The organism is Pseudoalteromonas prydzensis (assembly GCF_011050055.1).
Classification (GTDB): domain Bacteria; phylum Pseudomonadota; class Gammaproteobacteria; order Enterobacterales; family Alteromonadaceae; genus Pseudoalteromonas; species Pseudoalteromonas prydzensis_A.
The window spans coordinates 44,456-59,646 of record NZ_DRGM01000179.1; the positions used below are offsets into that span (position 1 = coordinate 44,456).

Sequence of the window (15,191 nt, forward strand, 5' to 3'; positions counted from 1 at the left end):
TCAATTTAAATAGGATCTCGCTTTGAAACAGTTTTTTTTAGCAAGTTTTGCATTATTAGCACTTAATGCTAATGCCAATATTAATAACCACAGCGATGCTGCTGCCGACTACGCAGTCAAAACATATCAAGATGCGCAAATTCATACCTTAGCTAATTTAGTATCATTCCCGACGGTTAATAAAGACGGCATCAATACGCCCGATAATCCCGACTTTATTGGCTTTAAAGCGCTTTTAAAAATGAAAGCTGCAGAGCTTGGTTTTGATTACCAAGATTTAGGTTACACAGTGTTAATTGGTATGGGTCAGCAAACAGATAAAGTAACCATAGTAACCCATGGCGATGTGCAACCTGCCAACGCAAGTAAGTGGAAAAAAAGCCCGTTTGAAATAGATAGTACCTCAGAGCCTGGTAAATTAATTGCCCGTGGAACAGAAGACGACAAAGGTGCCATTGCCACCGCACTTTATGCGATGAAAGCGATTAAAGACCAAGGTATAACGCTTGATAACCGTATTGAGCTGATGATTTACTTAGCGGAAGAGTCTGATTGGGGGCCGCTTGAAGAGTTTATGAAAAGTTATCAGCAGCCTAAATATGCGGTCACTATTGATGCGTCATACCCAGTGGTTGTCGCGGAAAAAGGTTGGAGCTTAATTGCACCAACGTTTAATGCTACCTCAGCACAAACAGGGGTGTATGTAAGTGAACTTAGCGGCGGCGCTTTTAAAAGCCAAATACCAGAAGATGCGAGTGTGGTATTACATAACGCCGATACTGCGTTAGTCAGCAAACTTAAACATGCAGCGAGTGCGCTTAACGCTGTGGAATTTAACTTTAGCGAGCAAGCTGATGGTGTTGTTATCAGCGTAAAAGGGTTGTCTGCCCATTCATCAGAGCCAGAATCAGGGGTTAACGCCATTGCTTACTTAGCGGAAGTTTTTAAAGGTGTTGAGCTTGAGAATAACAGTGATGGTCAAACTATTGCGTTTATTAATCAGCTAATTGGTCTTGATATACATGGCAAACAGTTTGGTGATATTGCTTATGAACATGACTTTATGGGACCTATGACAGTAGCACCAACGCTTATTGAACGTGATGGTAATGAACTCACACTGGCCGTGAATTTACGTCGTCCAATGGGTAAAGATGAAGCGCTATTACGTACGCAAATTGATACCGCACTGAGTAATTGGCAACTGCGTAATAACGTAACGTTATCTGGTGTTGATGTGGTGATTGGCACGCCAATGTTGCTCGACAGCGCACCTCATGCACAAGCATTATTAGATATTTTTAAACACTTTACCGGTGATCAAGAGGCTGGATTTGTATCAATTGGCGGCGGTACCAATGCAAAGTTATTTGATAATGCAGTATCGTTTGGGCCATCAATGCCAGGTAAGCGCTACACCGGCCACTCAGAGCATGAGTTTATTACCTTAGAGCAACTTAAGTTAAACCTTAAAATGTATACAGCAATGATGATAAAGCTGGGTAATATGTAACTTAGGCCGGTTATACCCATAAAGTAAAACGCCGCTAAATAGCGGCGTTTTTGATTTTTCACTCATTAAAACTGAGCTACAAATTTAATGCTATATGCCTCACCGTCCGCTCTGTCGAAAAAGTTAGCAGTGAAGTAATATTGACTATCAATGAAGTACTTAGCTTCAAGTAATAATTTAGAATCAGCAACACCTGCACCAACCGCAACATGGCGATTAAAATAATAATTTGCAAGGCTAGTTATATAAGGATTAAAGTTATTATAGTGATAAGCAACATCTACAGCTAAATAACTATCAGCATAAAGATGTGCAAAATAGCGAGTTGATAAGCTCCATATTTCTAATTCATCGTCAGTGTTAGCTGTAAGGCCTAGGTAATCGCTATCATTAAGTTGATAGTTATATTGCGCTGTAAACCGATAGATTGTGTCGGTATTTTCAAACTCTTGCATTTGCACAGATACTTTTAGATCGTCAGCAAATAAATAACCAACACCTACAGAGTAATCATCTGTTTCACTCAAATCAGAAAATTCTAAGTTTGCAAACCAGTTACCGTAAAAGCCTTCGCCAAATACGCCAAAGCTGTTGGCTAAATCACTATTGGAATAATCTAATTTGATATTTGAATCAGTGTCTAAGTAGCCGTAATCATCCCATACGCCAGAGTTTTGCTGCGGCGCAAAATAGTAATGGCTCGATAAGTACATAGTGTCATAGTCATAACCTGTATTTTCTAAGGTTGTGTATTGAATTGAGTTAAACCATTGACGAGTTTCAGACTGCTGCGCATTAACAGTGGCAGAGCAAGATAATGCAAGTAATGAAATAGGCAGAAAATAACGCATTTGTGTCCTTTCTTGGCGATTTAAATATAGTTTCGTTGCTGCGGGTACAAAAATAAAGCGCGAATGTTATAGCCAATTAATGTTGATTGCTAGTTCTACTTCACTATTAATTTAGCCCTTAAGTCTTTAATTAAGCTAAGTTAACATCAAAAAGTAGTAGCTCGTTTACAATTTTTTATATTAACAACCTTGATTTTCCATAAAACGCTTAACATTTACGCGACTAAATGATAAAAAGTTTTACCGCCTACTGCGTTTAAAATAAATGGATAGTTGTAATGATGGAATTTTTAAACTTAGCGCTTACTTTCCCCACTGTGATTTTTTCAGCCCTGTTGTTAGTTGTGATGTTGTTTTGGCTAATAACCCTTATTGGCTTTGCTGACATTGATATGTTTGAGTCAGATCTTGAAATTGAAGCCGATGCGTCGCAAAGTTCAGGATTGAGCTCATGGTTTAGTATGGGTTTTGGCGGTATTCCAATTACTGTATCTATTAGTCTCGTAGTGATGAGTAGCTGGTTGCTCAGCATCTATGCCCACAAGTTTTTTGCCTATCTGCTAGGCGACGGTATTTGGTTTTATATTTTTGGCGTGTTAATGCTAGTCGCTTGCTTATTAATCGCGATACCCGTTGCGGCCATTATTTCACGCCCGTTACAGCGCTTTTTTAGCAGCACACAAACCTCGCAAAGTTCAGATTTACTCGGTTTAGAATGTGTTGTTGCCACTGGCAAAGTAACCAATACATTTGGCCAAGCACGGGTTAAATTTCAAGGCACAGAGCAGTTAATTGAAGTTAGAGCCGAGAATAACGAGCAGTTTACATCAGGCGACACCGCAGTGTTGCTTGAACACCTCAAAGAGCAACACTGTTACATAATTACCGCCAAACCTTGGTAATGGCCTAAATAATTTAGGTATACGTAACAGATAATAAATCGATAATCACGTTAGGACATAACATGGAATTTTTAGATAACCTCATACCTATATTGACTTTTGTAGGTATAGCAATCGCTGTTATTTTTGCTATTTTGCTGATCATTGGCAAGTTTTATCGCAAGGTAGAGCAAGGCCAAGCGCTGATCATTAATAAAATGAAAAGCGAGCCGGATGTCACCACCACGGGCGGAATTGTCTACCCAGTGATCCATAAAATGGAAGTGATGGACATTTCAACTAAACGCATGGTGCTGGAGCGTAAAGATAAGGGCGGTTTGATCTGTAAAGATAATATTCGCGCTGATATCGCCATTACTTTTTATATTCGTGTTAACGAAAATAAAGAAGATATTTTACGCGTTGCTAAGCAAGTTGGTTGCGCCCGTGCATCAGAGCACGACACACTGCAAGAGCTGTTTGAAGCGAAGTTCTCAGAAGCGCTAAAAACTGTTGGTAAACGCATGGATTTTGTTGAGTTATTTACTCACCGAAATGAATTTCGCGATAACATCAAAGAAGTGATTGGCCAAGATTTATCGGGTTATACCCTTGAAGATGTGGCTATTGATTACCTTGAACAAACCTCGATTGATAAGCTCGATCCGCAAAATATTCTTGATGCCGAAGGTATTCGCCGGATCACTGAAATGACCGCAGTACAAAATGTATCGACCAATCAATTGAAGTGTGATGAACGCGCTAAGATTGAGATCCAAAATCAAGAAGCCACTGAAAAGTCACTGGAAATTGAGCGTCAAAAGCAAGACGCTATGTCACGTCAAGTGCGCGAAATTGAAACTGTAAAAGCCCGCGAATACGCCGAAGCTGAAAAAGTACGCCAAGAAGAGCGCTTAAAATCAGAGCAAGCCCGTATTCAAACCGAAGAAGCGATTGGCATTAGCGAGCAAAATAAGCAACGTGAGCTTGATATTGCCGAACAAAACCGCTTACGCGTTTTGGGTATTGAAGAAGAGAAAGTTGCTCGTTCACGTGAAATTGAAGTGATCGAACGTGAAAGAGAAACCGAAATCCTGCGCATCAATAAAGAAAAAGCACTGGAAGTAGAACGTAAAGAAATTGCCGATGTAGTGCGTGATCGCGTGATTGTTGAAAAATCAGTGGCCGAAGAAGAAGAGCGCATTAAAGATGTGAAAGTACTCGCAGGTGCAGAGCGCGAGAAGAGTGCGATGATCATTCGTGCCAAAGCCGAAGCCGAGCAGTCATTAGTAAAAGACATCGAAGCTGCAAAAGCGCAAGAGCAAGCCGCAGAATATAAAGCCCGTGAGCTTGAAACAATGGCCAATGCCGAGCTTAGAATTGCTAATCAACAAGCTGAGTCGAAAAAGATTCTGGCCCATGCGCAGCAAGTTGAAACCGCTGCTAAAGGGCTTGCTGAAGCGGATGTTATTAAAGCGAAAGCCGAAGCAAATGCAATTCAAGGTGAAACTGATGCTAAAGTAATGCGTCAAAAACTGGAAGCCGAAGCACAAGGTAACCGTGAAATAGGGTTATCTCAGGCGCAAGTACAAACAGCGATGGCTGATGCAAATGAAAAACAAGGTGAAGTTGAGGCGATTAACCTTGAGCGTAAGATGCGTGCAGAAGCAAAAGGCCTAGAAGAGAAGCTACAAGCCTTGAATGCGATGGATCAAGATGCTCGCGATTACGAAAGCTTTACGCTGCAGCTTAACCAACAAAAAGAGCTGGTATTGGCAAAAATTTCAGCCAGCAAAGACATCGCCGAGCACCAAGCACACATTATGGCGAAAGCCTTAGGTAATGCTGATATCAATATTATGGGCGGCGATGGCCAGTTCTTTAATCAATTTATGAGTGCGATCAGTTTAGGTAAATCAATTGATGGCTTAGTTGATGAAAGTAAAACCGTACAAACCGTATTTAAAGATCATTTAAACGGTGATCGTAATTTAATTGAAGACCTAAAAGGGGTGTTAGCTGGGGCGAATGGCTCAGCAGAAACACTTAAAAACTTCAACATGAGTAAGTTATTAAAGCAGTTAAGTAATACCTCTGCGGCTGAAAAAAGCCAATTACTAAGCATGTTAGGCGGTAACTTAGGTGGTGGGTTAGATGAGAAAATTAAACTAGATCCAAAAGACTAGCTTATACCCTTAGCCGCAATAGTTTAACTATTGCGGCTAACTTCTATTAAATTTCAGGATAGGTTTCATGACGGACGCAACTCAACAAGCGCTAGAGCAAGGCTCGTACGATTTAATTAAACGCCGCTTAAATAATTTTGGTGCTAGTTTAAAAACGCAAATAGATAACGTAAATACACAGCGTATTAACGAGTTTGGCAGCACTGAACTACAGGTAAAAGGGCGTGTTCGCGTTCGCACTGAGCAAAATTGTACCCCGCGCGATATCGTGATTATTGGCGATAAAGTTATTTTTGCTTACAACGTATTTTTGGGATTAAAAAAAGCAACCGCAATCAGTGACGTATTTAGTGTACAAAAGCTGGTGCAGCAAGACGACCATTACGAAATTGAGCCTTACCCAGAGACAACGCGTTTTTTAACCGATAGTCGTTTTATTCGTGATTTTGAAGAACTGTATACCTACTACAAACAAACCAGCCTACAGCATTTATATCAACAAAATGGCAAGCTGTTTGCGCTATTCCAAATCGGTGACAAGTTATCGGATGTGCGGGTTTTTCGCTGGGAAATTCACCCAGACAACACCATTAATTATATCGATAACCGCGGTGAGCGTGATATTCAACACGCCCATGACTATGATTTTGAATGGCTCAAAACCGACCGCAGTAACCACATAGAAGGGCGCCACGCGCATATCAACATCGCCGATCAAGTGTTTGTTGAAACCATTGGCGGCTCACTGACTATTAAAATAGAAAACAGCACTGATACCGGTGAAGGGATTTATCAAGAAGCTGTTGATGATAAAAATCAATCCCTTGCTGACAGCGAGGTTGAGTACGCGCTGGTAGGCGACTTAGTGCTGCTAAAAATTCTCCCATACCGTGAAAAAACATGGCGTTATTTTATTTATAACACCCGCACTCAGCAGGTGATGCGCCAAGATGCAATCGGTAGTGCATGTGTTACTTTGCCTGAAGATCACGGCATTATTTTCCCTGGCGGTTACTACTTACAATCAGGACAAGCACGCTCGTTTGAAGAGCAAATAGAAGATTTAGAATTTCACCGATATATAAAGTCACCCAATGGCGAAGATGTTTTATACGTGTTTTACGAGCCAAGTGAAGGGCGTTACGCACTATTTGCCTATAATATTATTGATAAAAACCTGCAAAACCCGATTTATTGCCACGGCTATGCTATTTACAACGATGGTATAACGCTGACCTTTAAGGCCGATAAAGACCAAGCGGAGCGAGTACACCCAATTCAAATCTGGCAAAGCCCATTTGTATCGGCCGAGTTTGCAGCCAATGCGCCGCCACTTACTAGCTTTTTTGGTAAAATAGGCAACCCCGATTTAGTGCGCGGTATTTCTGATTTATACAGTGTCTGCAAAGCCATTAGCGAGCAAAGCCCGACCTTATTTCATTACGAAGATTTAATTGCCCTTAGCCGGAATATCTTTGACCGCTATCATTGGCTTAACGAAGGCGAATTTGCAGAAATCGCACAAAATCTTCACAGCATTAATGAAACCGCTGAGCAAGTGCTTGATGAGTTTGAAAAAGTCACCGAGATCCAAAACAAAGCCAAACAAGCCTTGCTGGATATTAATAAGCAATACACTGATGTAACCCGCGAAGTACGTCCTGATAGCTTTAAAGTCGCACCACAGTTTGTGCAAGGTATTGATGCCTTAAAAATGCTCAAAGGCCAAGTAATAAGCCTTGAAGATATTAAATATATAGATATTGCGGCACTGCATAACTTACAAACTGAGATTGATGCACGGCTAGTGGAAGTAAGCCAAGCAACTGCTGCGTTTTTACAACAAGATAGCGCCTTGGCGCCGTACCACGAAAAACTGAACGAGCTTGAACAGCTAAGCAGTAAAAGCGAAAGCGTTAGCGAGCTGAAAACCTATATCGCCCAGTTAGATACGCAAAGTGTCGAGCTGGACTTACTTAACCACACGATGCTGGATCTAGACATCGACGACAGCCGTGTGCGCACGCAAATCCTCGAAGATATCAGTGCTGTTTATGCGTTGGTTAATCGTGCTAAAGCGAGTATTGAAATCCGCCAAAAGAGCCTTGGCAGTGTTGAAGCTAAAGCTGAATTTGCCGCACGCTTTAAACTGTTTTCGCAAAGTATTACCAACGCACTAAATAATGCTAAAACCCCAGAGGCGTGTGACGAGCAACTTTCACGTTTGCTTATTCAGCTTGAAGAGCTGGAATCGCAATTTAGTGATTTTGACGAATACCTGACAGAGATCATTGCCAAAAGGGATGACGTATACGAAAGCTTTGAAGCGCATAAACAAAGCTTAATTGATACCCGCCAGCGCCGCGCATTGAATTTAGCCAATGCCGCCGAGCGGATATTGCAAGGCGTTAACCGCCGTGCACAAAGCTTTACTGAGCTTGATGCATTAAATACTTATTTTGCTGCCGATCCTATGATCAGCAAACTGCGCGCATTGACTAGCGAGCTTAAAGAGTTAGGCGATGAAATTCGTGCCGATGATATCCAAGCAAAGCTAAAAGCCAGTAAAGATCAGGGCATACGTTCGTTACGTGATAAACAAGATATTTTCACTGATGGCGGTAATACAGTCAGTATTGGTAAGCACGCCTTTAGTGTTAATAAGCAATTACTCGATTTAACCTTATTGCCGCGTGACGAGCAGCTGATGCTGCACTTAACGGGTACTGATTATTTTGAGCCAATAACAGATGAGAAAAGCTTACAAACATTACAGCAAAGCCGTCATTTGTGGCAACAAACATTAGTTTCGGAAAGTGAGCTGGTTTATCGTGGTGAGTATTTAGCTGCACAAATATTACTCGCTTGTGAAAACAGTGAGCATTCGCTGACTTTTGCACAATTAGAGCAGGCACAACGAGATAAACAGTTATTGCAGCTGGTGCAAAAATTTGCTGAACCACGCTATCAAGAAGGCTATGAAAAAGGCATTCATGACCACGATGCATGGGCAATTATTGACACCTTACTGACGCAAAAAAATAGTCTGGACTTACTTATTTATCCGGCTAGTTGTCGTATTATTGCGCAGTTATTTAGTGCGCAATTGTCATCTGCACAACTGAACGAATATTTCCATCAAGCGAGCAATGCTATTTTGATGGACAAACACTTTGCAGCGAGCAGTTTTATCGGCACGTTAACCGCGCAGTTAAGTGAACAGATCAACGACTTTTTGCCGCAAATTAGCAAATTATCTGCACGTTTTGCTGATTTATCCACTGACTTGGCCGCGGCTTATTTAGTGCAACAACTAGCGCAACAAAAAACCGCGGAGCAACAGTTATTTATCGTTTCTCAGCAAGCTAAAAATTTGGCTGAACAGTTTAGTAGTGACGCCAAAGCCAAAGGTTATAGCAACGAGCTTGCTCAGGCCTGTGAGAACGTCAAGCAAACTGATGAGCGGGCATTATTATTTTTAAGTTGGCTTAATGCGTACTGCATGCAAAGTCCGAAAGTGTCGGCAATGGTACAGGCCGAAGCGGCTAACTACTTGCATCTCAGTGCCACCACATCATTACAATACACTGTGTTGGACGTCATCCCAAACACCCACGTTGAGCGTTTAATGGGGCAACATAAACGCGTGCAAGAGCAAACTTTACATGTTGATTATTCAGAGTTTTATGCCAGAACTCGGAAATACATCACTGAGCAAGTACCGGCTTTTGAGCAGTATCATGCACTGCGCAGTGATATTTTAGCGGCGCAAAAAGAGCGTCTGCAACTTGATGAATTTAAAGCCAGACCACTTAGCTCATTTGTACGTAATCAGCTGATCAATAAAGTGTACTTCCCAATTATTGGTGATAACTTAGCAAAACAAATTGGCTCAGCAGGTAAAAACAAACGCACTGATTTAATGGGCATGTTATTACTGATCTCGCCGCCAGGTTACGGTAAAACCACCTTAGTTGAATACGTTGCTAACCGTTTAGGGCTGACTTTTGTAAAAGTAAATTGCCCGTCGATAGGGCACGATCAGGTGTCACTCGATCCTGCTCAAGCCATTAATGCTACTGCTGAAAAAGAGATTGCAAAAATCAATCAGAGCTTTGAAATGGGCAATAACGTGATGCTCTACTTGGATGATATTCAGCATACTAACCCTGAGTTTTTACAAAAGTTTATTTCTTTGTGTGATGGCTCAAGACGTATTGATGGGGTGTGGAACGGTAAAAGTAAAACCTATGATTTACGCGGTAAAAAGTTTGCGGTAGTGATGGCTGGTAACCCGTATACGGAGTCTGGCGAGAGTTTTAAAATTCCTGATATGTTGGCAAACCGCGCCGATATTTATAATCTTGGCGACACACTAGCCGGCTGTGAGCAAGAGTTTGCCATGAGCTTTATAGAAAATGCGCTAACCTCTAATGCAGTATTAGCGCCATTGGCTAATCGCAATATGGAAGATTTATATAAGTTAGTGCGGATGTGTCAAGGCGAAGATATTTCATTAAATGAGCTTGAACACGGCTATTCACAAGCGGAAGTTAACGAAGTTAAAGCGGTACTGATGCGATTAATCACTATTCGTAATACCGTACTAAAAGTGAACGCTCAGTATATTGCCTCAGCCGCGCAAGATAATAATTACCGTACAGAGCCGCCATTTAAACTGCAAGGCAGCTACCGTAATATGAATAAAATGGCAGAAAAAGTAGTCGCTGCCATGAATGACGAAGAACTAGAAAACTTGATTTGTGACCATTATCGCGGTGAAGCGCAAACGCTCAGCAAAGGCTCTGAAGAGAACCTACTTAAACTCGGTGAACTGCGTGGCACCTTAAGCGCCGAACAGCAGCAGCGCTTTAGTCAAATTAAAGGTGACTTTGTACGTTTAAATAAACTTGATGGCGCTGGCAGTCCGGTGATGATGGCGGTGGAGCAAATGGGTTATTTGCATCAATCACTGGAAGAGATCGCCGGTAAACTCAGTAAAAACAACCTAAGCCACGATTACAGTGAGTTACTACAAAGCCTTGGTGTGAATATACAAAGTTTAGATAATAAACAAGCAATGAGCAGCATAGCGCAATCGCTTGATAATGGTTTTGTGCAAACACCTTATATGGCAAGTTTAGAGCAATTAAGCCGTGCTATTGCTGGTAATAACTGTCAGTCACAGTTGCAGGCGTTAACAGAGCAACTTGCAGCCCTTGATAATAACGAGGCTGTGAATGCGCTCACTGCAGCGGTTACCAGTAATAATAACCAAACGTCATTTACTGAGCTTGTTAATGCGATTAACCAACAAACTCAAGGTATCAACAGTAACAATGTGCAGGCTCAGTTTGAAAAATTGATTGCTGCATGGGGCGCGAAATAGCATTTAAATTAATCACCAAGGAAGCAATATGGATATCAAAGTACCTGAACTAAAAGGAGTGATGGGTAAGGCTACGATTTCGGCAATTTATGTTAATGAGGGGGATACCGTAGTACGAGACCAAACTTTATTTGATGTTGATTTTGATAAAGTGGTGTTGGAAGTGGTTGCTGCTTCTGCCGGGGTTGTTCATAGCTTTAGTGCCAAGCAAGGAGATTTAGCTATATCAGATCAAGTGGTGATGCAACTTAGAGAAATAGCCGTTGCTGAGCAAACAACATCAGAGCAATGACTCTTACAGTTGAACTCGTCGAGCAGGATTAGCTGCTCGGCGTGTTTATTGATGTTTGAAAAACTAATTATGTTTAATAACTAAAGTGCATTATAAGGCGGGTTTAATTGGCGCTTTTGAAACGCTAGAATCGCAGTATTTTTGATTATACCGTCTTCAATATTAATCGCGCGACGGATGGTTTCATCTTGTTGCCATTGTGCCTTGCCTGCTAATACTGTAGGTAAGTATACAATCATGGCGGCTGAGATTGAACGTGTTGCGCTTTCCCATAAATAACTAGGTGTATGATCAACCGCGTAATAATCAACGGTTTCATAGCGAAACATCGGATTTGCAAATGTGGTGGGTTTAGCAAAAAAGAACCCCATACCTTCGTCACAGCTTACATCTATAATTAAACTGTTTGCTTTTAGGCAGTCCGCTTCAGATCCAATAACAAAATTAACTGGGTTTGCAGTTTCTTGAAAAGTGCCATTGACGATAATATCGGCTTCGCTAATGAGCTCCGTTAGTGGCCGTTGCGTACCATCGTGTTCAACCACCATCATGCGGGCTTCGCCTTCAATACCTTGGCGAACTTTAACGTAATGGCAGTCGAGGATCTCTTCGCGTACTTCGTGATCGGGGCGCTGGATGCAAATCGTAATATCTCTAAAACCATGGGCTTTGAGTGCATAAATTGCACCGCGACTAACAGCACCAAAACTAAAGATGATGGTTTTACGCTGATCACCATAATGTCCATCAATACCTTTGAGCTGCAGTGCGTGTAACACCGCACAGTAGCCGGCCATTTCGTTATTTTTATAAAAAGTATGACGGCCAACATTGCCTTGTGGCGACCATACAAACATATCTTCAAACGCAATGAGAGTGAGTTTTCGATCAACTGCAGCTTGGGTTATTTCGCGTTGTTGTACGCAATGTACGTAGCCCCAAAGGGTGCCACCTTCACGTAGTTCTTGTAAATCAGCAAGCACCGGTTTGGCGATGATCACGCTGCCTATTTTGGTTAAAATATCACTGCGACTTGCAACACCCCCGGTTAATGCGGCTATTTGCGCATCGCTCACATTAAAAGCTTTGCCGTAGCCTTGTTCAAAGATCAGTTGTTTTCTAAGTTGTTCTGGAATGCGCTTAAGGTGGTCTGGGTGGATGGGGTAACGTCGCTCATCTGTCTTACGTGACGTACCAATTACGCCAATAGTTAATTCACTCATGCTATCGCCTTGTTTAAAGTATGCTGAGTTCATAAACGAATGATGCTACTTCGCCAACAAACTGTGGGCTGTTTCACAGGCAAGCGCAACACTTGACTGTAAACAATGGTGCTCAGTAAAGGGTTTTGTTATTTACTAAATTAGTGTTTTTAATATAAAGCAGTTTTAAATCAGGTGGTTAACTTGCATAGAATGACAAGTTGAAAGTAAATATGGCATAGCCGCGATTGGCTTCTGCGTATTAGCGTTTGAGTATAACAGTAAAACAGTGGCGTATGCGCTTAACACAGCAATAAGAAAATTAAACAACTACAAAGACACAGGGGTATTGTGTGATAAAAGGACTCGATACAGCGAGTCCCACTTTTTTTAGCCGCAAATTTTAGCTAGCGCGTTGACTCTTCGTTTTTACTGCGTTTACAACGCTCTGAGCAGTAAATAACGTTATCCCAGTCGCGCTGCCATTTTTTACGCCAAGCAAAATCACGTTTGCAAGTGGGGCAGGTTTTTTGCGGTAAAGTTAGTTTTTTATGAGCCATTGTGATGGTTTGTCTTGGTACTTTTTGAGCTAGGGGCGATGCTTACATGCTTTTTTAAAATCGCAGGAATAGCGCGCTTAACCTCAATACGTTCACGATATTGCCAAAGCCGTTCTCTGGCTTCTTTAGACGCTTTGGTTAAATCAAGCATCGGCTCTGGGTAGTCTTCACCTAGTTTAAAGTCGTTAAATAATGCTTCCATGGGTGTTTGCTCCCAAGGTTCATGCAAGTATTCTACAGGCAGCTTTTCAAGCTCTGGGCACCATTTTTTTATAAATTCACCGCTCGGGTCTTGATCCTCCGATTGCTTAATTGGGTTGTAATGTCTAATAGTATTAATGCCCGTAACCGAAGCTTGCATTTGAATTTGCGGGTAATGAATCCCCGGTTCAAAGTCTAAAAAATAGTTAGCCAGCGGCAGGCTTGCTTGTTGCCAGCTGATGTTTAAATGATGGGTAACAAAACTCACTAACATAGCGCGCATTCTAAAATTAATATAACCGGTGGCTTTTAAACAGCGCATACAGGCATCAATAATAGGAATGCCGGTTTGCCCCTGCGCCCAGCGTTGAATATCGCTTGTAACCTGTGCGTCATCACGATATGGAAATGCATGGTAACCCGGATTTAATGCTTTAAATTCCATGCTGCATTCGCTTTCAAACTTTTGCATAAAATGGCAATGCCAATGCAGCCGAGATACAAATGCAGCAAGGGGGCGTTTCCAACCTTTTTTATCAGCATGAGTGCTATGGTATGCGTCAATCGCCATTTGATACACTTGCCTAAGGCTGATATTTCCCCATGCTAAATAGGGCGATAGCCTAGAGCAATGAGTACGGCTTAAACTTGGGCTGGATATGCTTTTTTGATAACCCTTGCCACGCTCAGCAAAAAAGCTTTGCATTACTTCACGGGCAAGTCGTGGGCCACCTTGTTGAAAAAGTTCATTATCTTGCGTATAGGCACTCGGCAGTTTAGGTGTTTTATAGTCAGTAAGGGTAAGTGGCTTTATTTGCTTCCAATTAGGTATAGCAATAGGTGCTTGCATGGTTTGTTGCCAGCGTTCGTTCCAATTATTGCGATTTTTTTTACCGCGTATCACAGCACCTGTTGGTGACTCCAGCCAGTTGATATGGTTATGTTGGCACCATGTTTTAATGGCTTTATCACGTTCAAAGGTGTTATTTAGCCCTATCTCTTGGTGGCTAAAGATGTTTGTGATTGCAAACTGCGTATTGAGCGATTCAAGCAGGGTTTGCATGTCTGAATTAAATATATACACGCGGCTATTAAAGCGAGCTAGTTGGGTATTTAAATCAACAATTGATTGATAGACAAAGCGCCAATGCCGCTCGTTGTAATGCCCATCTTCAAGCAGTAAAGGTTCAAAGTTATAAATTAATAGTGTGGGCAGGCCATTACTAAACGCATTTTTTAAAGGCTGATGATCGCTTAGGCGTAGGTCACGTTTAAACCAGACTATGTTTATTTTTTCTTTCATACTGGTGATATCAAAACCGTATCGTTTATAAATAATTAGGCATAAATAGTTTTATACGTATTAAATGTAAAAGTAGTTTAAAAGCGATTTTGTTAAACGACTAAAACTAAAAATATGAGTTTTAGTCGTTAGTATAGAGATTACAAATAGGCTGGTTGATTGTAAGTGCTCAGGCAGGCAAGTCTTCATGCGTTGGTAAAGCGTCGAACGCACCAAACTTTGCGACAGTTGAGGCGCCACACTTAGTTGCAAAGTCGATTGCTGTTAATACTTTTTCAAAATTATTGGCCCAATAAGTAAATTCGTTTTTATCACTTACTAGCGAAGCTACTTGGTATAAAAAACCGCCTACAAAAGCATCACCAGCAGCTGTGGTATCTACGACATTCGCTGGTGGGCAAGGGTATGTACCACTAAATGAGCATGAGGAAAATGTAATTGGCTCGCCACCATCAGTCATTAAAACCAATGACACGCCATTGTCTACCCAGCTTTTTATTGTGCTTTCAATATGCTCGATGCCATACAAGGCTATCAGCTCATCTTTACTTGCTTTAATAACATCAACCGTTTTAGCTATATCATCAATAATGGATGGGGCTGTAAGTGGTTCATCCCAAAAGGCCGGTCGAAAGTTAATATCAAAGCATGTAACCGAGTTTGCTTCTCTAAAGTGTTTTAGCGCATGTAACGTGGTATTTAATACGTATAAAACTATTTATGCCTAATTATTTATAAACGATACGGTTTTGATATCACCAGTATGAAAGAAAAAATAAACATAGTCTGGTTTAAACGTGACCTACGCCTAAG

The 15,191-nt window shown here is 41.4% G+C and carries 10 protein-coding genes; 5 read left to right on the forward strand and 5 right to left on the reverse strand.

What is annotated here, in order from left to right:
* Positions 1–22 precede the first annotated feature (22 nt).
* Positions 23–1,513 (forward strand): dipeptidase, encoded by a 1,491-nt coding sequence (locus ENH88_RS17945; protein WP_304184341.1) that lies wholly within the window; start codon positions 23–25, stop codon positions 1,511–1,513.
* A 65-nt stretch (positions 1,514–1,578) separates the two neighbouring features.
* Here the strand turns inward: ENH88_RS17945 and ENH88_RS17950 are convergent, their stop codons facing one another.
* Entirely contained in the window at positions 1,579–2,364 is a 786-nt protein-coding gene (locus ENH88_RS17950) for a putative porin (RefSeq protein WP_304184343.1), read from the reverse strand.
* A 278-nt stretch (positions 2,365–2,642) separates the two neighbouring features.
* Between ENH88_RS17950 and ENH88_RS17955 the strand changes: the two genes are divergently transcribed.
* The 4 genes from ENH88_RS17955 (at position 2,643) to ENH88_RS17970 (ending at position 11,112) form a co-directional block, all read left to right on the forward strand.
* Positions 2,643–3,266 carry an OB-fold-containig protein gene (locus ENH88_RS17955; RefSeq protein ID WP_304184344.1) on the forward strand — a complete coding sequence of 208 codons (624 nt, stop codon included), beginning with the start codon at positions 2,643–2,645 and terminating at the stop codon, positions 3,264–3,266.
* A 62-nt stretch (positions 3,267–3,328) separates the two neighbouring features.
* Entirely contained in the window at positions 3,329–5,431 is a 2,103-nt protein-coding gene (locus tag ENH88_RS17960) for a flotillin family protein (RefSeq protein WP_304184345.1), read from the forward strand.
* 67 nt (positions 5,432–5,498) lie between these two features.
* Entirely contained in the window at positions 5,499–10,820 is a 5,322-nt protein-coding gene (locus ENH88_RS17965) for a DNA repair ATPase (RefSeq protein WP_304184347.1), read from the forward strand.
* Positions 10,821–10,848: 28 nt separating this feature from the next.
* The gene (locus ENH88_RS17970; RefSeq protein WP_304184349.1) at positions 10,849–11,112 is read left to right on the forward strand and encodes a biotin/lipoyl-containing protein; all 264 of its coding nucleotides are present in this window, start codon (positions 10,849–10,851) and stop codon (positions 11,110–11,112) included.
* An 80-nt stretch (positions 11,113–11,192) separates the two neighbouring features.
* Here the strand turns inward: ENH88_RS17970 and ENH88_RS17975 are convergent, their stop codons facing one another.
* The 4 genes from ENH88_RS17975 to ENH88_RS17990 form a co-directional block, all read right to left on the reverse strand.
* A complete protein-coding gene (locus tag ENH88_RS17975; protein WP_304184351.1) occupies positions 11,193–12,335 on the reverse strand; it encodes a N(5)-(carboxyethyl)ornithine synthase in 1,143 nt (380 codons plus the stop codon).
* A gap of 386 nt (positions 12,336–12,721) precedes the next feature.
* Complete coding sequence (locus tag ENH88_RS17980) at positions 12,722–12,874, reverse strand: DUF2256 domain-containing protein (protein WP_084448133.1); 153 nt, start codon at positions 12,872–12,874, stop codon at positions 12,722–12,724.
* Positions 12,864–14,378, reverse strand: a complete 1,515-nt coding sequence (locus tag ENH88_RS17985) for a cryptochrome/deoxyribodipyrimidine photo-lyase family protein (protein WP_304184355.1) — start codon at positions 14,376–14,378, stop codon at positions 12,864–12,866. The genes ENH88_RS17980 and ENH88_RS17985 overlap by 11 nt, the downstream gene beginning before the upstream one ends.
* 169 nt (positions 14,379–14,547) lie before the next feature.
* Positions 14,548–15,096 (reverse strand): PfkB family carbohydrate kinase, encoded by a 549-nt coding sequence (locus ENH88_RS17990; RefSeq protein ID WP_304184359.1) that lies wholly within the window; start codon positions 15,094–15,096, stop codon positions 14,548–14,550.
* Positions 15,097–15,191: the final 95 nt, after the last annotated feature.

Coding starts and splice junctions, on each gene's coding strand:
- ENH88_RS17975 (WP_304184351.1), bottom strand. CDS start 12,335: ATGAGTGAATTAACTATTGGCGTAATTGGTACGTCACGTAAGACAGAT.
- ENH88_RS17965 (WP_304184347.1), top strand. CDS start 5,499: ATGACGGACGCAACTCAACAAGCGCTAGAGCAAGGCTCGTACGATTTA.
- ENH88_RS17980 (WP_084448133.1), bottom strand. CDS start 12,874: ATGGCTCATAAAAAACTAACTTTACCGCAAAAAACCTGCCCCACTTGC.
- ENH88_RS17970 (WP_304184349.1), top strand. CDS start 10,849: ATGGATATCAAAGTACCTGAACTAAAAGGAGTGATGGGTAAGGCTACG.
- ENH88_RS17985 (WP_304184355.1), bottom strand. CDS start 14,378: ATGAAAGAAAAAATAAACATAGTCTGGTTTAAACGTGACCTACGCCTA.
- ENH88_RS17955 (WP_304184344.1), top strand. CDS start 2,643: ATGATGGAATTTTTAAACTTAGCGCTTACTTTCCCCACTGTGATTTTT.
- ENH88_RS17960 (WP_304184345.1), top strand. CDS start 3,329: ATGGAATTTTTAGATAACCTCATACCTATATTGACTTTTGTAGGTATA.
- ENH88_RS17950 (WP_304184343.1), bottom strand. CDS start 2,364: ATGCGTTATTTTCTGCCTATTTCATTACTTGCATTATCTTGCTCTGCC.